Here is a 23,263-nt window from a genome sequence, read left to right as displayed (position 1 = left end):
GACAACATGCAAATATTGATCGGCCTGACAGGCCTGACTGCCGTGGCATTGTTGGTCTACTATGTCGCGATTCTGATGAGAGGTGACAAACAATGATGGGAACGGTCATGCAGTATATCCTTTATCTGGCAATCCTCGTTATACTGGCAATCCCCCTTGGAGCGTACATAGGCAAGGTCATGAACGGTGAAAAAACCATTCTGTCAAAAGTTTTTGTCCCATGTGAAAATCTGGTATACAAAGTCATGCGGATTGACAAAAACGAGCAGATGAATTGGAAAAAATACACCGTCTGTACCCTGCTTTTTTCCGCTGCCGGTTTGGTGGGACTTTTTCTCCTGCAAATGCTGCAGGGCTTTTTACCCGGTAACCCACAGCACCTTCCCGGTGTTCCGTGGGACCTGTCCTTTAATACCGCTGTCAGCTTTGTAACCAACACCAACTGGCAAGCCTACAGCGGTGAAAGCACGCTCAGCTACCTAACACAGGCCTTGGGTCTGACGGTTCAGAACTTTGTATCTGCCGCGACCGGCATTGCCGTCTTGTTCGCGCTGATTCGAGGCTTGATTCAAGTAAAAAAAGAAGGCCTGGGAAGCTTCTGGGTGGACATGACCCGCATCCTCGTCCACATTCTGCTCCCTTTAAATCTTGTGATTGCAGTCTGCCTGGTGGGCGGCGGCGTGGTGCAGAATTTAAAACCCGCGGAGGCAGTCGATTTGCTCGAACCGATCGCGATAAGTGCAGAAGGCGAAATCATTGAAAATGCCGCAATTGACGTGGAAACCCAAATCGTTACCGCAGGAGGGAAAATCATCCCCGACGCGCAGATCGTCACACAGCAGATTGTTCCGCTTGGCCCCGCCGCCAGCCAAATCGCCATCAAGCAGACCGGTACCAACGGCGGCGGATATTTTGGCGTGAACTCCGCACATCCCCTGGAAAATCCGAATCCATTTACCAATATTCTGGAAATGATTTCCTTACTCTTAATTCCCGCCGCCCTCTGCTTCGCCTTTGGGCGCAATATAAAAAACAAAAAGCAGGGAATCGCCATCTTTATGGCCATGTTTATCTGCCTGGCGTTCGCCTTGTCTGTGGTTGCCGTCAATGAGCAGCTAGCCACGCCGCAGCTTTCGCAAAACGGCGCTGTGGACACCGCTGTTTCGCAGATGCAGGCAGGCGGCAACATGGAGGGGAAGGAAACCCGCTTTGGCATCGCCACCTCCTCCACCTGGGCAGTCTTCACCACCGCAGCTTCCAACGGCTCCGTCAACTCTATGCATGACAGCTACACCCCGCTCGGCGGTATGGTTCCCATGCTGTTGATGCAGCTGGGCGAAGTAATCTTCGGAGGCGTCGGCTGCGGACTCTACGGTATGCTCGCCTTCGCCATCCTGACAGTATTTATTGCCGGACTGATGGTAGGCCGTACACCGGAATTCCTTGGGAAAAAGATTGAACCGTACGAAATGAAATGGGCTGTGGTTGTCTGCCTGGCCACCCCTGTTGCAATCCTGATCGGCAGCGGAATCGCGGCCGCGCTCCCCAGCGTGGCGGACAGCCTGAACAACGGCGGCGCCCACGGCTTCTCTGAAATTTTATACGCGTATTCTTCCGCCGGCGGCAACAACGGGTCCGCTTTTGCAGGGTTTAACGCAAATACCGTATTTTTAAATGTTTCGCTCGGGCTTGTGATGCTGTTTGTGCGCTTCATCCCCATTATCGGTACCATGGCGATTGCAGGCAGCCTTGCATCCAAAAAGAAAGTCGCCACGACGGCGGGAACACTCTCTACCACCAATGCCATGTTTGTATTTTTGCTGATCTTTATTGTGCTCCTGGTTGGCGCTCTGAGCTTCTTCCCCGCACTTTCCCTCGGCCCGATCGCAGAATACTTTGGCAGCATTGCCTAAAGGAGGTTTTCAAAATGACAACAAAAACAAAAAGCCCCTTTATGGATCAAAAAATACTGTTGAGAGCCGTTCAGGATTCTTTTATCAAGCTTGCACCCAAAACGCAGGCCAAAAACCCCGTCATGCTGTTGGTTTACATCTCTGCAATTCTGACAACCATTCTGTGGGCCGTTTCTCTGTTCGGTCTAAAGGACGTAACTTCCGGCTACACGCTGGCCATTGCCGTTATTCTGTGGTTCACCGTGCTGTTTGCCAATTTTGCAGAAGCCATCGCGGAGGGGCGCGGCAAGGCGCAGGCCGACGCGCTGCGCGCTTCCCGGAAGGATGTAGAGGCGCATCAGATCCCCTCCGCCCAGCAAAAGGACGCTGTCACCTGCGTCCCCTCTGCCCTGTTGAAAAAGGGCGATTTTGTGATTGTCAAAGCCGGCGAACAGATTCCCGCGGACGGCGAGGTCGTAGAGGGCGCCGCATCCGTAGATGAAAGCGCTATTACAGGCGAGTCCGCGCCGGTAATCCGCGAAAGCGGCGGCGACCGCAGCGCCGTCACCGGCGGCACCACGGTTCTCTCCGACTGGATTGTTGTGGAGGTCACCAGCGAAGCCGGCCAAAGCTTTTTGGATAAGATGATCGCCATGGTCGAAGGCGCTTCCAGAAAGAAAACGCCAAATGAGATTGCGCTGCAAATCTTTCTGGTCGCATTGTCCATCATCTTCATTCTGGTCACGGTTTCCCTTTACACCTATTCCCTCTTCTCCGCCAGCCAGGCAGGTATTGCCAACCCCACCTCCGTCACCACCTTGGTTGCCCTGCTGGTCTGCCTCGCTCCGACGACCATCGGCGCGCTGCTCTCCGCAATCGGTATTGCGGGTATGAGCCGCCTGAATCAGGCCAATGTTCTTGCGATGAGCGGACGCGCGATTGAAGCCGCCGGTGATGTGGATATTCTGATGCTGGACAAAACCGGCACGATCACTCTGGGAAACCGCCAGGCAAGCGCATTTGTTCCGGTAGACGGCGCCACCGCCGAAGAACTGGCGGACGCGGCACAGCTCTCCTCTCTTGCAGATGAGACGCCGGAAGGCCGCAGCGTAGTAATTCTGGCAAAGGAACTCTTCCAACTGCGCGGCAGGAGCCTGCGCGATAAACAGATGCATTTTATTCCTTTCACGGCCAAAACCCGCATGAGCGGCGTTGACTACGAGGGAAATGAAATCCGCAAGGGAGCGGCCGATTCGATCCGTGATTACGTCCTGGAAAACGGCGGTACTTACAGCAAGGAATGTGAAGAAACGGTCCGAAACATCGCCGAGCAGGGCGGTACGCCGCTGGTGGTGGCAAAAAACCATAAGGTTTTGGGCGTTATTCACCTGAAGGATATTATTAAGCAGGGCGTACAGGAGAAATTTGCGGACCTGCGCAAAATGGGTATCAAAACAATCATGATCACCGGCGATAATCCCCTGACCGCCGCCGCGATTGCGGCGGAAGCCGGTGTGGACGATTTTCTCGCAGAAGCTACGCCGGAAGGTAAGCTCTCCATGATCCGGGACTTCCAGTCGAAAGGCCATCTGGTTGCGATGACAGGCGACGGCACGAACGACGCGCCGGCCCTGGCCCAGGCGGACGTCGCCGTAGCGATGAACAGCGGCACACAGGCTGCCAAGGAAGCGGGCAACATGGTCGATCTGGATTCCTCCCCCACCAAGCTGATCGACATCGTCCGCATCGGCAAACAGCTTTTGATGACTCGCGGCAGCCTGACTACCTTTTCCATCGCCAACGATGTGGCAAAATACTTTGCCATTATCCCTGCGCTGTTCATGGGGCTTTATCCCGGTTTGGCCACGCTTAACATCATGGGGTTGCATTCCCCGCAGAGCGCTGTGCTTTCTGCCATTATCTATAATGCGCTGATCATCGTCGCACTGATCCCGCTCGCATTAAAAGGCGTTAAATATCGCGAACTGCCCTCTGGGAAGCTTCTTTCCCGCAACCTGCTGCTCTACGGCGTCGGCGGGCTGGCGGCTCCCTTTATCTTCATTAAATTAATCGATATGCTGCTCGTCTTGCTGGGTCTGGCATAAAAAGGAGAGACAGATTATGAAAGCAATGAAATCCACCCTTTTACGCGCGGTGCTGTTTTTTCTGACTTTTACGATCATTTGCGGCGTGATCTACACCGCTCTGGTCACTGGCATTGCCCAGCTGCTCTTTCCCAAGCAGGCAAACGGCAGCATCATTGAAGTAGACGGAAAAAAATACGGTTGTGAACTGCTGGGGCAGCAGTATACGGACGATGCGCACCTTTGGGGCCGCATCATGAAAGTGGACGTCGGCACTTTCACGGCAGAGGACGGCTCTCCGCTGATGTATGCCGCCCCCTCCAACCTCAGCCCGGCAAGTGAGGAGTATCAGGCTTTGGTGCAGGATCGTATTGAAAAGCTCCGCACCGCAAATCCCAATATGGATGAAACCGCCATCCCGGTGGATCTGGTTACCTGTTCCGGCAGCGGACTGGATCCTCACATCTCCCCCGCCGCCGCGGAATACCAGGTTCCCAGGCTGGCAGAGGCCAACCAGATGACAGAAGACGAAGTCCGCGTCATCATACAGGACTGCACCGATGGAAAATGGCTGGGTCTGTTTGGCGAAGAAACCGTTAACGTGTTGGAAGTAAATCTTCGTTTGGATGGCATTCTATAAATCTTTATACGTTCTTAATACCCTTGACGCGACCCATTATGTCTCGTTAAGGGTATTTGTGTTATAATAACCTCACGCCGTAACCGGAAGCAGAGCTTCCGACGGCTGAGAGAACATTGAATCATGCCGGCTTAAAACTGTTCGTTAAATTGCCGTACGATACAAACTGTTCAGTATGAACGGCAGGATTGAATAACCTTACGCCGTAACCGGAAGCAGAGCTTCCGACGGCCGAGAGAACATTGAATCATACCGGCTTAAAGCTATTTGTTAAATTGCCGTACGATACAAACTGTTCTGCGCGAACGGCAGGATTGAATAACTTTACAAAGAAAAGAGGTGAGGTTCATGGACGACTTCCGCTCCGATCCCGACGAACTCCTTCGAAAGATCAAAAAGGAAGAACGTTCCCAACAGGTAAAAGGCCATCTGAAAATTTTTTGCGGGTACGCAGCGGGCGTTGGCAAAACTTACGCCATGTTGAAGGCCGCACATGCCGCCCAAAGGCGCGGTATGGATGTTGCAATTGGATATGTGGAGCCCCATTCCAGACCGGAAACGACCGCGCTCTTTGAAGGGCTGGAACGGCTTCCCGACCTCGTTGTTGCGCATAAGGATATCACTCTGCATGAGTTTGATTTGGACGCCGCCATACAGCGCAAACCGCAGCTGATTCTGGTGGATGAGCTGGCACACACGAATGCGGATGGCTGCCGCCATGCAAAACGGTATCAGGATATTCAGGAGTTGTTAAAGGCAGGCATCCACGTATATACGACAGTAAATGTACAGCATATCGAAAGCTTAAACGACATGATCGCATCCATTACCGGCGTAGCCGTGCGGGAGCGGATTCCTGACTCCGTTTTTGACAACGCCGATCAGGTCGAGCTGGTCGACATCGAGCCGGAGGAATTGATTGAGAGATTAAACGCCGGAAAAATATACCGGGAAACGCAGGCGCAGAAAGCATTGGGAAATTTCTTTGATATTAAAAATCTGACGGCGCTGCGGGAAATCGCTCTGCGGCGGTGCGCAGACCGGGTCAACCGAATGTCTGAAAAAGTGCGGCTGTCCCACCGGGACATCTATTACACAGACGAACACATTCTGGTCTGCATCTCCTCTTCCCCCACAAATTCCAAGATTATACGCACCGCTGCGAGGATGGCTAACGCCTTCAAAGGAACTTTTACAGCTTTGTTTGTGGAAACACCCAGCTTTCTTCAAATGAACGAAGAGGATAAAAACCGGCTGCGGGAAAACATCCGGCTGGCACAGCGTTTAGGCGCTACCATTGAAACCGTTTACGGGGACGATATCCCTTTTCAGATCGCGGAATTTGCCCGTCTGTCGGGCGTCTCCAAAATTGTCATGGGGCGCAGCAACATGCAGCGGAAATACATTTGGAGCAAACCGTCTCTGACTGAAAAGCTTATCACACTGGCTCCAAATTTGGATATCCACATCATTCCAGACCAAAACACCCCCATCTATAAAAGAAAACGTATGCGGCAAAAGAAGGGGCGCGTCATCCTGTTGGATGCAGTCATCAGCATTTTTCTGTTGGCTGCCGTTACGCTGGTCGGATTCGCATTCCGGCAGTTCGGTTTTTCAGAGGCCAACATCATCACGGTCTATATTCTGGGCGTACTGCTCACTGCCGCGTTTACAAACCAGCGCATCTACAGTCTGATTTCCTCACTGGTCAGCGTCCTGACCTTTAACTATTTCTTCACAGAGCCATATCTGACGCTGAAGGCCTACGACGAAGGCTATCCCGTCACCTTTTTGGTCATGTTCCTGTCCGCCTTCATCACCAGCACGCTGGCCGTGCGAATGAAACAACAGACAAAGCAGGCATCTGAGGCCGCGTTTCGCACCAAAATCCTGCTTGAAACCAATCAGTTGATCCAAAAAGGCAAAGGGAAGGACGAGATTGTTTCCGTTGTAGCCAGTCAGCTGGTTAAACTGCTGCGGCGCGACGTGATCTTTTACCTGACAGAGGAAGATCGTCTCTCCAAACCGATGCCCTTTACCGTCAACGGATCCTCCATTGCCCCTGAATATACCACCGCCAATGAACGCGCGGTCGCCTCCTGGGTCTGTAAAAACAATAAGCATGCCGGCGCCACCACAAATACGCTTGGGAATGCAAAATGCCTGTATCTCGCAATCCGCGTCAACGATACCGTGTACGGTGTTGTGGGAGTTGCTATGCCGGGGGAACCGCTTGACACATTTGAAAATAACGTTATGCTTTCTATTTTGGGTGAATGTGCGCTGGCACTTGAAAATGAAACGGCACTGAAGGAGCGCGAGCAAAGCGCCCTGCTGGCAAAGAATGAGCAGCTGCGCGCCAACCTCCTGCGTTCTATCTCCCATGACCTGCGGACGCCGTTGACCTCGATCTCCGGCAACGCCGGGATTCTGCTGGCCAACGCAAATGACATGGACGAGAAAAGCCGCAAAAAGCTCTATCTGGATATCTACGATGATTCTCTGTGGCTGATTAACCTGGTGGAAAACCTTCTGTCCGTTACCCGCATAGAAGACGGCACCATGAAGCTGCGCCTGTCTGCGGAACTGATAGAGGAAGTAATTGCGGAAGCACTTAGGCATGTGAATCGCAAAAGTGCGGAGCATAAGATTGCTGTCCGGCAGCCGGACGAGTTTTTGCTCACCAAGATCGACGCGCGTCTGATCATTCAGGTGATTATCAATATTGTAGACAACGCCATCAAATATACGCCGCCCGGTTCAAATATCGTTATTACGACCTCCGCGCAGGACAGCAGCGTTATCGTTGAGATCGCCGATGACGGAGACGGTATCCCCGACGATGCAAAGGCTCATATTTTTGAAATGTTTTACACCGCCAATAAAGGACTTGCAGACAGCCGGCGCAGCCTGGGACTGGGCCTGTCGCTCTGTAAATCCATTATCGCCGCGCACGGCGGCGAAATTTCCGTGCGCAACAACAATCCCAAAGGGACCATCTTCCGTTTTACATTGCCTAAAGAGGAGGTAACGTTACGTGAATAAACCACTTGTACTGGCCGTGGAGGATGACGCGGCCATTCGGAACTTAATCTCCACCACGCTGGAGACGCACAACTACAGGCATCTCACCGCTGCAAGCGGGGAATCCGCCATCATGGAGGCGGTTTCACACAATCCGGATGTCGTGTTGCTCGACCTGGGCCTTCCGGATATCGACGGGATTGAAATCATTCGGAAAATACGCTCCTGGTCCAATCTTCCAATCATTGTTATCAGCGCCCGCAGTGAAGAAACCGATAAAATAGAAGCGCTGGACGCGGGAGCGGACGATTACTTGACAAAGCCCTTTTCCGTGGAGGAGCTGCTCGCCCGGCTGCGCGTAACCTTCCGTCGGTTGAATTACTCCGCCAACAACACCGGAAACGAAAACGCAGTGTTTGAAAACGGAAATTTAAAAATCGATTACTCCGCCTGCTGTGTATATCTGGACGGAAAGGAGCTGCATTTGACCCCGATCGAATACAAGCTGCTTTGCCTGCTCTCCAAAAATGTGGGCAAGGTCCTCACACATTCTTTCATCACACGGGAAGTCTGGGGCAGCTCTTGGGAAAACGACGTCGCTTCCCTGCGCGTCTTTATGGCAACGCTCAGAAAAAAAATTGAAAAGGATCCTTCTTCCCCCCAATACATCCAAACCCATGTAGGGATCGGCTATCGGATGCTCAGGGTGTAAACGCATCCTGAAAAAAGTATTTGTCTCACCGCAGACCGTGTATGTCAAAAAGCTTATGGAACAAAGCGATTCCCCCTCCGTCGAAGGCAGAGGGGGAATCGCTTTGTTCCTGTCAATCATTTGTGCTAAACGTCCACAATGGCGCAGCCACTGTTTTGATTATTCCTGTTTAATTGCCGTTAAAGCGCTGATCTTTACGGCACGGTTTGCCGGATAAAATCCGGAAACCAATCCGATCATCGTGGCAAATACCAAAGCGCCCAGTGCAAGCCATGGCGGAATGATGGAAATGCTGGTTCCGCCCATTCCCATTCCGAACATGCCGCCCATTGAGCCTCCCTCTCCTCCGGCTGAAAACGTATTGATACCGAAGGAGATTGCGTAGCTGAAGGCGAGTCCCAATACGCCTCCTATAAAGCCGATGGTTCCGGCTTCCACCAAAAACATTGCGCGGATATTGCCGAGCACGCAGCCGAGCACCTTCATCACGCCGATTTCACGCGTCCGCTCATAGATGGACATGATCATCGTGTTGGTGATGCCAAGTGCCGCAACCAACAGGGAAATCGCTCCCAGCCCGCCCAGGATCATCTGGATGGTGCGCATCTGATCTTCCAGCGGTTTGCGGATACTTTCCATGCTGAAGGTATCGGAAAAACCCATTGCCTGAATCGCTTCCTGCACCTCCGCCACCGTCTCCACACTGTCTGCCTTAACGCTGACGTTCTGGTATCCCTGCGCCTGCTGCGCCTTATCCACCTTGATCTTATTGATCTTGTTATACTTTTCCTGCAGCTCCTTCGCAAAGGAGATATCCATGAAAACGGCGTAGCCCGGCGGCGGGCTGCGGCTCCAATCGTCCCCCATGACGCCGATGCAGTTCAATTTAATCGGTTTTTGTTTCTTGCTGGCCGTAGTGGTTCCGGGTGAACTGCTGTCCTGTTCATTGATCACCAGTTCCAGCTTGTCTTCCAGCGGATCCACATAAGGGTCCGGTATGTTACCCGTCACATCCGGCTGTTCAAAAATCATGTTATTACTGGTCTTCTTCGTGTTGTAAAAATTGTAAAGCGCGGAATGGCCAAAGAGAATGGTACTGGAATCGAAATCCTCTCCTGGCATTTCGCCCCGCTCTACGGTATACCCGAAATCAGCGAGCGCCTTCATATTGACGCCGTAAATCTGCCCCTGATACGCGTATTTGCCGCTGTTGATGGTCACCGCGTTCCAATCCAGATTATATACCGGCGTAACCGCCGCCACATGCGGCAGCGCCGCAATCTGCTCAACCGCTTTGTCATCCAGCGGATTGTCGGTATTTGTCTGGTTGTAGTTGTTAATCTGTATAATCGTCAGGTCTCCCATACCCTCCATCATGGTATTCATGCTTTCCCGAATTCCGATACCGAAGGAAACCATGACCACAATGGCGCAGGTGCCAATGATAACTCCGGCAACGGTGAGGAGCGTACGCACTTTGCGTTTAAAAAGGTTGCCCAGGCTCATACCGATCATATCTTTTATTTTCATATGATGAGCCCTCCTTTCCCAAACACCGATGGCCTCGTTTTATGGTTTCTCTTCATTGGCTGTCATATCGTCGTAATCGTCGTCCTCTTCCAGCATGCGCAGCTTTCTGGCCTTCACTTTACGTCGAATCAGGATGATAATGATAATCAACAGAATCGCGCCGCCCGCTATTACCAGACCGACCGCCCAAAGCGGCGGGCCGGAGGATTCCGGCGGGACATCGGGAGGCATTTCTCCCCCATCAATCCCCCCGTTCATATCCGGCAGCGGGATAACGTCGCACGCAAATTCTTTTTGTATTTCTTTTAACTCTCCATTGGAGTCCTCATACGAAAAGGTTGCTGTGCCGGACATCGTCCCTTCCTCCAGAGGCGTGAGCGACGCATCAAAGGAATCGCCGGTTCCGGAATCCACATTGCCGATGTAGGTAGAGGCTTCTGTAGAAGTAAAGTTCCCTTCCAGGGAAACGGACAGATTAAAGATTTTGCTCTTGCCCTTATTTACATAGTTAATGCTGAGCTGACCCTGGTCTCCCATATAAATCGGTCCATAGAGGTCCACCTGATTGACCTCAAAACGGTCCGGCTGTGTCAGCGGAATTGCAATGGTTTCCGTCCCCTTGAGGTCCGATTTGCGAACGTTGTCCACCACTGCCTCATAGGTATAGTCAATGGTGACGCCGTAGGATTTGGGCGCTGCATCCACTTTTGGATAGAGCGCAATTTTCTCCTGGAAGCTCCCACTGCCGCCCACCTTGGGAATAAAAAAGGTATTGGACGAATTGGCAGGCGTAAAGGCCACCACGCCTTCGTCGCCGTCGGGAGTAGCAGATACCGTCATCTTCAGGTTTTCAATGGCGACGTTCGGGCTGGTATTCTTAAAATTCATGGTCAGCATAAATTCCTGGCCGCCCGTGACAGAAAGCCCGCCGTAATCGTAATTCTGGATGATGATCTGCGGGATGCTGGTGGAGAGCTCGTCGTCCTTGTCCTCTTCGCTCACTTTGGTTCCCTTGATCGGGATAAACATACGCGGAGAGATATTGGACTCCGCCGCCAGATCACTGGACGAAAGCTTGATGGCAACCGGATAGCTTTTGTCCTCCATTTTAGTTGCACAGACCAGCGGATAGGTCAGCGTCGCCGTCCCCTGCGCCATCAGGGAATCGATATAAAGCGTATCGGTCGTCCCGCGCATGGAAATATCCGGTGCGTTGGTATTGTCAAACGCAGCCACAATGTTGTTGCAAACGACGCCGCTGTTGTTTTTAATCGTCACCTTCAGGTTAAACGGATCGCCTTCTTTGATACCGGTTGGCGGGTCCGTCTCATAGGAAACCACCGTCAAAATCGGCTTCTTTTCCTCATCCTCCGAGCTGGCCGCATCGCCAATCGGATCAAAAACTGTTTTTTGAACGGTGAAGGAATTCAGTTTTCCGCCATTGGAATTATAATACGTGATTTTAAAACGCAGCGTACCGACGGCGTCTCCAACGCGTTTCATATACTTCTCCGGAATGGTCAGCTTATAGGAAAAGTCGGATTCCGCCAGTGCCCCGGATTCCGTCGGGTCGGGCACTTCCACATCCTCGGTGATAATTTCATTTTTTTCCGTGGAATAGCTTTTCTTGCCCAGGGAAATCGCGCTTGTCACACTGCTAACGTCGATGTCAATCTTTTCCGGCAGCGTACCAATAAAATCGTCGTGATCAAAGATAAATGTCGCTTCAAACGGGGTTCCTTTGGTAACTGTCTGCTTATCGCTGTAGACCTTGGGATCCGGCTGATATTTCACGGTATCCGCAGCTACCGGCAACGATGAAATGACAACGCTGCAAACCAACACCAGCATTGTAAGCAGTGCCATTCCTTTTTTTACTGTCTGTCTCATAAGTTCCTCCTTATCCGTTTGCGGCGGCGGAAACCGGTTCCGCTTTGTCCGCAAAGGAAAGTATTGATTGATTGGGTTTGTCGCTGACAATGCTGCCGTCATGCAAGTTGATGATCCGGTCCGCATACTGTGCGATGTTGACGTCGTGCGTTACGATGATCAGCGTCTCGTGATACCGCTTCGCCATGCCCACCATGATTTCCATCACGTCGCGGCTGGTTTTGCTGTCCAGGTTGCCGGTCGGCTCATCCGCGAAGACGATCTTCGGCTTGGCGACAAACGCCCTGGCAATGCCCACACGCTGCTGCTGACCGCCGCTCATCTGCGTCGGCTTATGCATCATGCGGCTCCCCAGACCGACCGCCTTGAGCATATGAACCGCCTCTTTGGTTCGCTTTCGCTTATTCACGCCTTTAAACATTAAAGGCATCGCTACGTTTTCAATGGCGGTCTGCGTCGGCATTAAATTGTACGACTGAAAAACAAAACCAATATTTTGCTGGCGGAACCGCGCCCACTGCCTTTCCGAAAAGGAAGTGACAGTTGCTCCTGCAATGACGACCTTTCCCTTCGAGGGTTTTTCCAATCCCGCCATGATATTCAACAGGGTGGATTTACCCGAGCCGGAGGTTCCCAGAATGCAGCAGATTTCCCCTTGTTCGATCATAATATTGATGCGTCCAAGCGCGACGATTTTTTCGTCGTCCACCCGGTACACTTTTCGGATATCCTTTACTTGTATCAGGCTCACGGTCGTTCTCCTCTTATGTACAAACGTAAAATTACCACATTTTTGGCAAATTTCTATGTTATTATACCATACAACAGAAATAATTGCTCTATTTATGAAAAGACTGTAATTTTTTCTTCATTCTTTTCCGCCATATCTGTTTTCCCTGTTTTTTGTGCTGAAAACGCAAAACAGCCCGCCGGGCAGGAATATCTCTCCTGCCGGCGGGCTGCGCTGATTTCCATTTCTCTGCGGAAATCGTTTGCCGGTCCTTATCCATTCAGGAGTTTTTTAACATTCTCCATCTCTGTTTTGGTCTGCGCGTTATCCAGATACGCCCATGCGTACAACATAAAACCGTCGCATCCCAGGCTCCGTGCCGTCTGAATCTGACGGGATATGATATTGTTTGATTTCTCCCAACCGCCGGAGGTTGTACCCGCCTTATAGAGCGCAAGGCCGATATAAATTTTAACGTCCTTTGCCGTCACCATGCTCTTCCACTGTTTTGCCAGCTTCTCATAAGGAGCGGTCGGATGGTCGTAGGTCCAATAGATCTGCGGACAAATATAGTCAATATAACCGGGCGTGCTGCACCAGGTATACACATCCGCGCCCGCATTCAGGTCATTGGTGATATTTCCCTGCGGGGAAATGCCGAACACCACCTTGGGTTTTACCTCTTTAATCATCTTATAAACGGACGAAACCAGGCTGTTGATATTCTGCGTGCGCCACTTTCCAATCTCCAATGTGGAGCCGCTGGCTATGTAGGCCTGCTGGTCAAGCGTTACTTCTTTAGAATTAACGTTGAACGGATAAAAATAGTCGTCGAACTGTACGCCGTCTACATCGTATTTCTGGACAACCTCTTTGATCCCGTTGACAATATAATCCCGCACCTGCGAGTAGCCGGGATTCATATACACGCCATCGTCCTTGGTAAAGGTCCAGTTGGTTTTTGCCGCGTCTTTCTGCCACACGGTATGCGGGCTGGTGGACGCAAGCGTCGGCGGATAGTTGCCCTTCTTGATTCGCAGAGGGTTAAACCACGCATGGAACTCCATGCCGGCCTGATGCGTGGCGGAAATCATATACGCCAACGGGTCGTAGCCAGGTCCTTTTCCCTGCGTGCCGCTCAGAAAATGCGTCCACGGATAATAGCTGGACGGATAGAATGCGTCTCCATGCGAACGTACATGTACGACAAGGGCGTTTGCGCCGCTGTTCTTCGCCTTTGCTATAATATCATTGTATTTCTTTTGGAACGCTTCATAGCTTTTGTCAGCGTCTTTGCTCATGTCCAAGCTGAGAAACGGTACCCACACGGCCCGCATCTCTTTTGTCTGTGTCACTGCGGGAGCGTTCGTCTGCGGACTGTTCAACGTCCCTTCCTTCAGCTCCGTGTCCGGTGTTACAGTTGAGGGCGTTTTCTCCAAAAAGATCGGATTGGAGGAGGGCTCTTCCGAAATGGGTTCATGCGATACGACGATCTCCGGGGAACTGCTGCTGGGAAGCTCCGGCAATTCGGAGGACTCCGGCGCCAGCGATTCGCTGGAAACCGTACTGCTGGAGGAAACCGGCTCTTCCGGCGCCGGCGTGCTGGTACAGGCCATGCTTGTGCACAACAGGGCGGCAGCGGCAAAAGCCGCCAAAATTCGCTTCAATGGCTTCACTTTGGTACTCTCCTTTTCTCTACGTCTCACGGTCGGTACGTTTCTGCGCTTTTTATCAGTATTATGCGGAAGCGCTCACACATAAAAATTATGTATAGTATACAGGAAAAAAACGCCTATTTCAAGAAACACAGCTTAAAATATCCGCTTTTCCTCAAGTTAGGCACCATTCCAAAATATGGTTTTCCGCATAAAAAAGCGCCTTCCTATATAATACAGGAAAGGCGCTTAAAATCTTTCACACTTTGTACAAATAATTTTAAAATTTATGCCTTCTGCTCTTCCACTGCCAGCAAGTCGCTCTTTTCGGCGTGACCGGAGTATGTGGGCACCAGCCTATGGACAATTCCCATCATCTTCACGTTGTCAACGCCCGCCACTTCGCGCAACCCTTCAATCTCACTCAGAAAGCTGTCCTCATCAAAGGGAATAGGCTTGCCAATGTAGATCAATTCATGCGATGTTTTCTGGCAGCCGCCTTCGCTGTCCAGCAAAAGCTCCTCGTAGAGCTTCTCGCCGGGACGCAGTCCGGAATATTCAATCCGGATATCCACATCCGGTTCCAACCCGGAAAGGCGGATCAGATTGCGCGCCAAATCAACAATCTTGACAGGTTCGCCCATATCCAGGATGAAGATTTCCCCACCGCGCGCCATGCCGCCTGCCTGAATGACCAGGCGCGCTGCTTCCGGAATGGTCATAAAATACCGGATAATTTCCGGGTGTGTAACCGTCACCGGGCCGCCCGCCGCAATCTGCCTTTTAAAGAGCGGAATCACACTGCCGTTGCTGCCCAGCACGTTGCCGAACCGAACCGCAACATAATCCGTTACCTTGCTGTGGCGGCTGCAATACTGGATAATCAGCTCGCAGATACGCTTTGTTGCTCCCATAATATTGGTCGGATTGACCGCCTTATCTGTGGAAATCATAACCATTCGTTTGACGCCGTATTTATCACAGGTCTGCGCCACATTTAACGTGCCGAAAACATTGTTTTTTACCGCTTCCCCAGGGCTGAGTTCCATCAGCGGCACATGCTTATGCGCGGCTGCATGGAATACGACGTCCGGCTTGTAGACGGAAAAAATATGTTCCACACGCATCTTATCCCGCACCGAACCGATCAGTACGTCCAGCTTCAGTTTGGGAAACTTCATAAGCAGCTCGTTTTGCAGGTCATATGCGCTGTTTTCATAAATATCGAAAATAATCAGCTTTTTAGGATGGAAATGCACGATCTGGCGGCAAAGTTCCGAACCGATGGAACCGCCTCCGCCTGTAACCAGCACGGTCTTACCCTGCAAATAGCCGCTGATTTCTGCAACATTCAGATCTACTTCGTCGCGTCCAAGCAGGTCAAGAATGTCCACATCGCGGACGGTGAGGTGCTCCATGTTTTCTTCCAGGATTTCATACAGGGCGGGGATCGTCTTCAACTTGCAGCCAGTCTTTGCACATATGCTCAGAATATCCTGCCGGTCCTGCTTTTTTGCCGAGGCAATTGCCAGAACAATTTGATCTACATTGTAGCGCGCCGCCATACGCGGTATGCTCTCGCGCCCTCCGACCACTTTAACGCCGTGAATCCGGGTGCCGCGCTTGCTTTTATCATCGTCGATCGCGACCACCGGAATGCCCTTGCTCTCCGGCGCCGTTTTCATATCTTTAATGACCAGGGAACCCATCTCCCCTGCGCCGACCACCATGACGCGGTGGAATTCCTCCTGATCCGTCTGCGATTGTTTGCGTTTACGCCTGTGCCATAAACGGATGGCAAACCGCGATCCACCAACAAACAGGAACATCAGTGCCCAGCCCATCAGATACACAGGAATCGGCAGACGGTTGGTGTGGAAAACAGGCTCCGCCATAACAAAGCCCATTGCCATAATCAAAACGCTTGATATGGAGACGCCATAAAAAATTTGCAGCAATTCGTCCAGGCTGGCAAACTGCCACATCGTATTATAGAATCGTGCCAAAAAGAAGACCAGTATGCAGATGCCGGTTGCCCACGGAATCTGTTTTTGGAAGTACTCAAATTCCCACCAAGGTACATTTCCATCGAACCGCAGCATCAGCGCAATCCAATAGCTGAAATACACCCAGACGATATCAAAAACCACCTGGGGCAAGGCAGACCAGATGCTGGCTCTTTTTTGTCTCATTATCATTCCCCCAACTGTATCAATCCTGCGGACTCCCGCATCTATTTTATGGGTTTTTATCCCTGTTTTTAAACTAAATTTGTCCTATAGTCCGGCAAGATTCCATGTTCTCCCAGCCGTCGGAAGCTCTGCTTCCGTTTGTGGCGTGAGGTTATTCAATCATACTCGATTCTATGAGAAGCTTTTTAAGACGATTTTATTCTTTTTTCCAAGATTTCAGTATGATTCCATGTTCTCCCAGCCGTCGGAAGCTCCGCTTCCGTTTACGGCGTGAGGTTATTATAGCATAAATTCCCTCTATTTGGAACAAATTCTCTCCACACTCCGGAAAATCCGATAAAATCTACGTTATTCAACTACAGGTTACGCATGTATTCTCTCTATTCGCACAATTTTCAAAGGCGGCCCCTCCAAAAAAGCAATGCAATCCGCCATTAGACGCGCTTCCCCCAAGTCATGCGTCACTAAAATCTTGGTCTTTCCTTTTGTATGTGCACACAGCAGATCCATCATTTGCCGCCGGGTCCCCTGATCCAGCGCGCGAAACGGTTCGTCCAGCAGGAAAGGGTCTCCATCGTAGGCCAGGGCCCGCGCCAGCGCAACTCTTTGCCGCATGCCGCCGCTCAACTCTGCGGGACGTTTCTCCGCCGCGTCCTCCAGTTCGACCAGACGGAGCCACTCGATTGCATCCTCCCTATGAGGATGTTCCCAAACGACTGAAATATTTTCAGCTGCGCTGATCCACGGCAAGAGGCGATCCTCCTGAAACATATAGGAAATTTTCTTTCGATCCATCCCGGCGATTGTTCCGGAATCCAGCTTTTCTAAAGAAGCGATACATTGCAATAGCGTCGTCTTTCCACATCCGGACGGTCCAAACAGACAGACCGTTTTCCCCTTGGGGACAGTCAGAGAAAAATGGTCCAGAACTTTCTGTGATCCGTATGTTTTGCAGACGTCTTTTATCTGTAATTCCATCGTTCTCCCCTCAAGACAAGCTGTATTTTCGGCTGACGATACGCATGACATGGGTCATCATCCATTCCAGCAGCACGCTTAGCAGGATAACCACCACCGTCCATGCGAACAAGTCCGTTGTTTCAATATAAATCTTCGCGCTGTAGATATGCCCGCCGATCGAATATTTGGTATTGGCCAGCACCTCCGCCGCAACGCCCGCCTTCCATGCAAGTCCCATCCCCGTCGTACACGCTGCTGTGAAGTACGGCATGATGGAGGGCACATACACGCGCCGCACCGTCTTTGCCGCGCCAAAACGAAATACCTGCGCCATCTGCAAAAGATTCTGGTCCGTTTTGGCGATTCCGTTGGTGACATTGGCCCAAACCACAGGCAGGACCATCAAAAAGGACGTAAACGCCGGGACATGGGACGACTCAATCCAAACCAGCGCCAATAGAATAAACGAGGCAACCGGCGTCGATTTGACGATCGATATGACGGGACGAAATAAGTCATTCGCCAGAGAAGAAACAGAGGTCCATACCGCCAGAACGGTCCCTGCGAACACCGCTGCTAAAAAGCCGCTTACGATGCGGACCATGGAATATCCCGCGGACAGCCAAAATTCTGTTTCCCTCATCAGCTCTGTTAACCGGAGAAAAACGCGGACAGGGGATACAACCAGTATCTCCTGTTTGACCGCTAAATATAGAACCTGCCAGACTGCCAGCCAGAATAAAGCGATCAATATTTTTTGCACGACCCCCGCCGGATATGATTTCTTGCCAGTTTTCTTATTTTTTATAGTAAAAATCATCTCCGGGCAATTCCCCTCCAACGGATTTCGGGTTCTCGTTGTAAAGCACCATTAAAAAGTCCGGCATTTTCTGCTGCATCTCTTCGCCGTCAATATATACGATATTGCAGTTTGGTATCGCTTTCTTTGCCACTGCCGCCGGCATAATATCATATTTTTCAGAAAGTTCCGCCGCCTCGTCCACATGTTCGTTTGTAAACGCAATGGACGCCTTGTATTCCTCCAAAAAGGCATCGAACGCCGCCTTATTGTTTTCCGCAAACTCTTTGCGTACAACGAGGCAACCCATTGTGAGGACGCTTTTATCCCCCGCCACTTTGTTCCATTCATCCGTCAGATTCAGCGCCACTTTCAGCTCCTGGTTCTTCGTCGTCACCTGGGTAACAAAGGGTTCCGGCAGAACCGCCACCTTGGATTTGCCGGCCAAAAGGTTTGCCGCCAGTTCTGTATGGTCTGCCTTATACTCTATTGTAACGTCTTTTCCGGGCTCCAATCCGTTTTCCTCCAGGATATAGTTCAGCACATATTCCGGCGTTGCGCCCTGGCCGGAAGAATGAACGGTCTTTCCCTTCAAGTCCTGTATGCTGCCGACGGGTTCGCCATCTGTCACGACATACAGAACGCCAAGCGTATTGAGCGCGGCAAGCTGGACGCTGCCGGACGTTTTATTGTACAGGATGGACGCTGTATTGGAAGGAACCGCCGCCACATCGGCTTCCCCGCTGGAAATCATGGAAACGGCGGCATCCGGTCCGGCGACCACCGTCGCCTCATAGCGGTTCGCCGTTTTGTCCGCTTCGCTGTCGCTCATCAGCTTGACCATACCAAGGCCGGTAGGGCCCTTCTGCGCCGCAATCTTGATGGTCATCTTCTCTTCCGGCTCACCGGACGATACAGCTGCGGAGGAGCCTGCCGTAGCGGAAGACGGCGCCGTACTGCTATCCGCAGACTGCGGAGCACCGCAGCCAGAAAGAGCCAGTGCAAACAGGCAGAACGAGACAACCATTGCGGTAAATTTCTTAGTGATCTTCATTAAAAAATCCTTCCTTTTAAAAAACGTTTTTTCTCAAAAAAGCACCGCATCTGTATGATCAGATACGGTGCCTTCTATCTCTTTGGATTATGAATCTATAGAGGGCGCTGGCGGGGATTTTATTCGCAATCCTCGCAGCCGCAAGAGCAGCAATCCTCGTCGCACTCGTCGAGATCGAACTCCAATGTTTCGCCGCAGTTCGGACAATCCATCTGGCCGTCTTCGATAATATCCTCAGACAGGCAAATGGTCTCGTGACAATTCGGGCAGGTCACCTCATAGAAGCAATCTTCACCGTCCTCATCGTCTTCATCGAAATAAAAGTCCTCTTCCAGCGAACCCAGGTCCTCGTCAACCGCATCGAGCTGATCCGCCATATCATTGCAGGTATCCTCCAGATCGGACATGCTCAGCGCCAGATCGTCCAGCAACTCAATGATTGCATTCAGAACCTTGACCTCTTTTTTGCTCCCGTCGAGCTCCAGACCCTCCGCCAAACCGCGGATGTACGCAACTTTTTCTGTGTTCGTCATGACTTGTGCCTCCTTTTTAATGTAAGCTTCTTTATTATAAATTCCACGCGCCTTGGCACGCGGCAAAGCTTAGGCTTCCCTACCAAAAGATAGTGTGCCTTATGCGCGCTCCATATATTCGCCTGTGCGGGTGTCGATGCGAATGGTTTCGCCTTCGTCGATGAACAGCGGGACTTTGATTTCCGCGCCGGTCTCCAGCTTCGCCGGTTTTGTCGCATTGGTAGCAGTATCGCCCTTGAAGCCCGGATCGGTCTCCACGATGACAAGCTCCACAAAGTTCGGCGGCTCTACGCCAAACACATTGCCCTTGTAAGAAAGCACTTTACAGTCCATGTTTTCTTTGACAAATTTAAAGTTATCATTCAGAACACTCTTATTGATCGGAATCTGCTCAAAGGTTTCAGAATCCATGAAGTAGTACAGATCGCCGTCGCTGTACAGGTACTGCATATCCTTGCGCTCTACGAACGCGGTGGGGTATTTGTCGTTCGGGTTGAAGGTTTTTTCTGTAACCGAACCGCTGATTACATTTCTGATCTTCGTACGGACAAACGCAGCGCCCTTGCCAGGTTTTACGTGCTGAAACTCGATAATGGAATAAACATTGCCTTCCATCTCGAATGTTACGCCGTTTCTAAAATCTCCTGCAGATATCATGACTGTATCCTCCAATAACTAATTTACTATCCTTTAGTGTATAATATTTCCCGCTATTTTTCAAGACAAATTTTTACAAAACGGCAATCTGCGAAAAAACCGCTGTGGTTTTGTTTTATCCAGCTCACATCAGGTCTTTCAGCGCTGCCAATGCAAGAAAATAGCTGTTTTTTCCAAAGCCGGAAATCTGACCCGCACAAACGTCCGCAATCACGGATTTGTGACGGAATTCCTCGCGCGCATGGATGTTTGACATATGGGTTTCAACAAACGGAATCCGCACACAGCCGATGGCGTCGTGTAGCGCATAACTGTAATGCGTCAGCGCGCCGGCGTTGAGCACCACACCGTTATAGATTCCCCTGGACGCATGAATTTTATCAATTAAATCGCCCTCGTGATTGGATTGATATATGTCGCAATCATATCCAAGCTTTTCCGCATGCTCCAAAATCTGTGCGTTGATGTGCTCTGCCGTTTCGTCCCCATAGATTCCTTTTTCCCGGACCCCAACCATATTGAGATTCGGGCCCAAAAGAACAAGCACCTTCTTTTTCATACCGCTACTCCTTAAAATACTGCGAGCCACGCCCGATGCGTTCCGCCCGCCTGCGGATTGGCTGCTCCAGCGCACGGCGGATCCGGAAAGAAAGCGTATTTTCTAAATCGTCGGGCGCAAGCAGAATGGATTTCACGCCAGAGAGGTTGGCGCCGATTACATCGGTAAAAATCTGATCGCCGACCGCAACGGTCTCTTTCCTTCTCGCGCCGAGTTTCCGCATCGCACGGGTATATGCCATTGGAAGCGGCTTCATGGAAAAAGAGAGGAACGGTAAGCTGAATTTCTGTGCGAACGGCGCAACCCGCTTTTCAAAATTGTTTGACAGGATGATGATACGAAAGCCTTTTTGACTTATTTGTTTTGTCCACTCCACCGCGCCGGGAAACGGCTCCTGCGCGCCGTGAACCGCCAGGGTATTGTCTACATCCAGTAAAATGGTATTCACGCCCATCGCACGCAGCAGCTGAGGCGTGATATCCAAAATGCTCTTTACCGAGACAGTAGGCAAAAAGAAAGCCATTTGACACCTCCGTATGCAGCCCGAGCCTGCCCCGACCCGGATAACATCAAAAAAGCGGGCAACATGCCCGCTTTTTGTTAAAAATTCATTCTAATCCGACAGCCCTTATCTAAACTTACGTTTACGGGCCGCCTCGGACTTCTTCTTGCGCTTGACAGACGGCTTTTCATAAGCCTCTCTCTTGCGAACTTCAGCAATTACTCCAGATCTGGCGCACTGCTTCTTGAATCTTCTCAGAGCACTGTCCAAGGATTCATTGTCCTTAATTCTGATTTCAGCCATTTATTTCCCTCCCATCCGCCGAAAGGCAGGGGTTATGAGTAAGAGTCATATTACATAAAAGATATTATACAGACAGATTCCCCATCTGTCAAGTCTTTCCGCATAAACTATCAAAATTCCGGTCATGCTTTCAGAAAAACCAATTATCTCCTTATATAATATCCCTGACTACCAACTGAACGGATTTTATTATCTCATATTACAAAACAAAAAGCAATACGTAAATGCAATTTCATTCAATAAAGATTGCAAAAGCGCAAATATGTGCTATACTGGAATAAAACTTTATGAGGAGGCGTTTCCATGGAACTCCGGGAAAAGATCAAAAACCGGCGTATTGAGCTGCATCTCACCCTGGAAGATGTGGCGCATACAGTCGGCGTCAGTTCTGCAACGGTTTCCCGTTGGGAAAGCGGCGAAATCGCCAGCCTGCGCGGGGATAAGATCGCCCTGCTTGCCCAGACGCTTCAGGTAACGCCCGCCTATTTGATGGACTGGAGTACACAGAGCGCTGTTCCCAGCCAATTAGACAAGGTCTACTTTAATTTTGCACGCGAAGCACAGGAGAACGATATCGATCCGGACGACATCAAGCTGGCCATCGATATCATCAAAAAGCTGCGCCGGAGCTGAATGGAGGCCCTATGCACCATCATTGTACAAAAGCGGAGCTTTACCGGGAAATCCATCAGCTCTGCGGGGAATTGAATATCGCGCGGGACGGCTATCCGCTGGATATGATTCAATTTTGCCGGGAGCGGCCGGACATCGAGGTAGCCTGCCCCTGCTTTAAAACGCCCGGTTTGAAAGGGATCTCCTGCCTGTCGACGCAGGGGGAACCAAACGTCATCCTGTTAAACGGAACGCTTTCCTGGAAGGAAAACAATTTCACCTGTGCACACGAGCTGATTCACATCACACTGCACAAGAGCGGCCCGGCCAAGTCCTTTAACTGTTTTGAAAAGGCCAAGCCCAACCAGGACGCTTTTCTGGAATGGCAGGCCAACGAAGGCGCTGCGGAAATCCTGACGCCCGCCCATCTGCTTTTTCCATACATAGCGGAGCAATATCCGCAGCTCACCGCCTGGAGGGATTACGGCTCCTTTAAAGCAAAGCTGGCGTCCATCTTTTCCGTGACGGAAGCCGTCATCACCTACCGGTTTGAAAGCTTAAAATACGAAATCTCACAATACTTGGAGGGGACTCCCCTAGACCGCATTCAGTTTTTGTCCGCTTCCAGGCAGCGTCAGGCCGGTATCTCGGTCCGTTCGCTGAACGACCTGGAAGCAGAACTGCTGCATAAAGAAACCGCAACCTTTAAAAAGATTCATGACCGCAAGCTCAACCTGCGCTCCATCGACATCCATTCATAAAAAAGAGCAGTGTTTAAAGTGCATGTTCTACACACAAAAACCACATAGAGCAAGAGCAATCCCCCCGCCATGAACAGGTCCAGTAAAAACGGACAGAGACAAAGTACCCCCTGATGTAGGAAAATAGACTACATCAGGGGGTATTGTCATGGAGAAACGGAATTATACACAAGT

Annotated in this window: 20 protein-coding genes; 7 read left to right on the top strand and 13 right to left on the bottom strand. The window is 51.0% G+C overall.

All coding sequences use genetic code 11. The annotated features are described in order from the left end of the window. The first annotated feature begins 92 nt into the window (after nt 1-92). From kdpA to I4V53_RS05245, 5 genes are all read left to right on the top strand, one after another. Nucleotides 93-1,913: a potassium-transporting ATPase subunit KdpA gene (kdpA, locus tag I4V53_RS05265; RefSeq protein ID WP_207747844.1), complete on the top strand. Its 1,821-nt coding sequence runs from the start codon at nt 93-95 to the stop codon at nt 1,911-1,913. 14 nt (nt 1,914-1,927) lie between these two features. Continuing rightward, nucleotides 1,928-3,997 carry a potassium-transporting ATPase subunit KdpB gene (gene kdpB / locus I4V53_RS05260; protein ID WP_195984341.1) on the top strand — a complete coding sequence of 690 codons (2,070 nt, stop codon included), beginning with the start codon at nt 1,928-1,930 and terminating at the stop codon, nt 3,995-3,997. A gap of 16 nt (nt 3,998-4,013) precedes the next feature. Next, the gene (gene kdpC, locus I4V53_RS05255; protein WP_195984340.1) at nt 4,014-4,616 is read left to right on the top strand and encodes a potassium-transporting ATPase subunit KdpC; all 603 of its coding nucleotides are present in this window, start codon (nt 4,014-4,016) and stop codon (nt 4,614-4,616) included. A gap of 348 nt (nt 4,617-4,964) precedes the next feature. Further along, nucleotides 4,965-7,661, top strand: coding sequence for an ATP-binding protein (locus I4V53_RS05250; RefSeq protein WP_195984339.1), 2,697 nt, complete (start codon nt 4,965-4,967; stop codon nt 7,659-7,661). Beyond that, entirely contained in the window at nt 7,654-8,352 is a 699-nt protein-coding gene (locus I4V53_RS05245) for a response regulator (RefSeq protein WP_195984338.1), read from the top strand. The genes I4V53_RS05250 and I4V53_RS05245 overlap by 8 nt, the downstream gene beginning before the upstream one ends. A gap of 159 nt (nt 8,353-8,511) precedes the next feature. Here I4V53_RS05245 and I4V53_RS05240 read toward each other — a convergent pair whose 3' ends face one another. From I4V53_RS05240 to rpsU, 13 genes are all read right to left on the bottom strand, one after another. Beyond that, entirely contained in the window at nt 8,512-9,882 is a 1,371-nt protein-coding gene (locus tag I4V53_RS05240; protein WP_195984337.1) for an ABC transporter permease, read from the bottom strand. 39 nt (nt 9,883-9,921) lie between these two features. Beyond that, nucleotides 9,922-11,772: a COG1361 family protein gene (locus I4V53_RS05235; protein ID WP_195984336.1), complete on the bottom strand. Its 1,851-nt coding sequence runs from the start codon at nt 11,770-11,772 to the stop codon at nt 9,922-9,924. Between the two features lie 10 nt (nt 11,773-11,782). Next, entirely contained in the window at nt 11,783-12,523 is a 741-nt protein-coding gene (locus tag I4V53_RS05230) for an ABC transporter ATP-binding protein (protein ID WP_353616476.1), read from the bottom strand. Between the two features lie 251 nt (nt 12,524-12,774). Continuing rightward, nucleotides 12,775-14,178, bottom strand: coding sequence for a glycoside hydrolase family 10-like protein (locus I4V53_RS05225; RefSeq protein WP_195984335.1), 1,404 nt, complete (start codon nt 14,176-14,178; stop codon nt 12,775-12,777). A gap of 266 nt (nt 14,179-14,444) precedes the next feature. Then, on the bottom strand, nt 14,445-16,349 hold the full coding sequence (locus tag I4V53_RS05220; protein ID WP_195984334.1) for a nucleoside-diphosphate sugar epimerase/dehydratase: 1,905 nt from the start codon (nt 16,347-16,349) through the stop codon (nt 14,445-14,447). Nucleotides 16,350-16,712: 363 nt separating this feature from the next. Further along, nucleotides 16,713-17,327 carry an ABC transporter ATP-binding protein gene (locus tag I4V53_RS05215; RefSeq protein WP_195984333.1) on the bottom strand — a complete coding sequence of 205 codons (615 nt, stop codon included), beginning with the start codon at nt 17,325-17,327 and terminating at the stop codon, nt 16,713-16,715. A gap of 10 nt (nt 17,328-17,337) precedes the next feature. Continuing rightward, nucleotides 17,338-18,072: an ABC transporter permease gene (locus tag I4V53_RS05210; RefSeq protein ID WP_353616475.1), complete on the bottom strand. Its 735-nt coding sequence runs from the start codon at nt 18,070-18,072 to the stop codon at nt 17,338-17,340. Between the two features lie 34 nt (nt 18,073-18,106). Continuing rightward, the gene (locus I4V53_RS05205; RefSeq protein ID WP_195984331.1) at nt 18,107-19,162 is read right to left on the bottom strand and encodes an ABC transporter substrate-binding protein; all 1,056 of its coding nucleotides are present in this window, start codon (nt 19,160-19,162) and stop codon (nt 18,107-18,109) included. Between the two features lie 119 nt (nt 19,163-19,281). Then, nucleotides 19,282-19,695, bottom strand: a complete 414-nt coding sequence (locus I4V53_RS05200; RefSeq protein WP_195984330.1) for a CD1247 N-terminal domain-containing protein — start codon at nt 19,693-19,695, stop codon at nt 19,282-19,284. 99 nt (nt 19,696-19,794) lie between these two features. Beyond that, the gene (gene efp, locus I4V53_RS05195) at nt 19,795-20,352 is read right to left on the bottom strand and encodes an elongation factor P (protein WP_050698285.1); all 558 of its coding nucleotides are present in this window, start codon (nt 20,350-20,352) and stop codon (nt 19,795-19,797) included. A gap of 124 nt (nt 20,353-20,476) precedes the next feature. Then, on the bottom strand, nt 20,477-20,911 hold the full coding sequence (gene aroQ / locus I4V53_RS05190) for a type II 3-dehydroquinate dehydratase (RefSeq protein ID WP_195984329.1): 435 nt from the start codon (nt 20,909-20,911) through the stop codon (nt 20,477-20,479). Between the two features lie 4 nt (nt 20,912-20,915). After that, the gene (locus I4V53_RS05185) at nt 20,916-21,434 is read right to left on the bottom strand and encodes a YqeG family HAD IIIA-type phosphatase (RefSeq protein ID WP_195984328.1); all 519 of its coding nucleotides are present in this window, start codon (nt 21,432-21,434) and stop codon (nt 20,916-20,918) included. 105 nt (nt 21,435-21,539) lie between these two features. After that, nucleotides 21,540-21,716 (bottom strand): 30S ribosomal protein S21, encoded by a 177-nt coding sequence (rpsU, locus tag I4V53_RS05180; protein WP_050698288.1) that lies wholly within the window; start codon nt 21,714-21,716, stop codon nt 21,540-21,542. A 303-nt stretch (nt 21,717-22,019) separates the two neighbouring features. Here rpsU and I4V53_RS05175 point away from each other — a divergent pair, with 303 nt between their 5' ends. Both I4V53_RS05175 and I4V53_RS05170 read left to right on the top strand, forming a co-directional pair. Continuing rightward, on the top strand, nt 22,020-22,349 hold the full coding sequence (locus I4V53_RS05175; RefSeq protein WP_195984327.1) for a helix-turn-helix domain-containing protein: 330 nt from the start codon (nt 22,020-22,022) through the stop codon (nt 22,347-22,349). 11 nt (nt 22,350-22,360) lie between these two features. Next, entirely contained in the window at nt 22,361-23,089 is a 729-nt protein-coding gene (locus I4V53_RS05170) for an ImmA/IrrE family metallo-endopeptidase (protein WP_195984326.1), read from the top strand. Nucleotides 23,090-23,263: the final 174 nt, after the last annotated feature.

The sequence above is a fragment of the Clostridium sp. D33t1_170424_F3 genome (assembly GCF_015667585.1).
GTDB lineage: Bacteria > Bacillota > Clostridia > Oscillospirales > Acutalibacteraceae > Anaeromassilibacillus.
The sequence above is the reverse complement of the archived record's forward strand: the minus strand, read 5'-3'. Positions and strand labels throughout refer to the sequence as shown.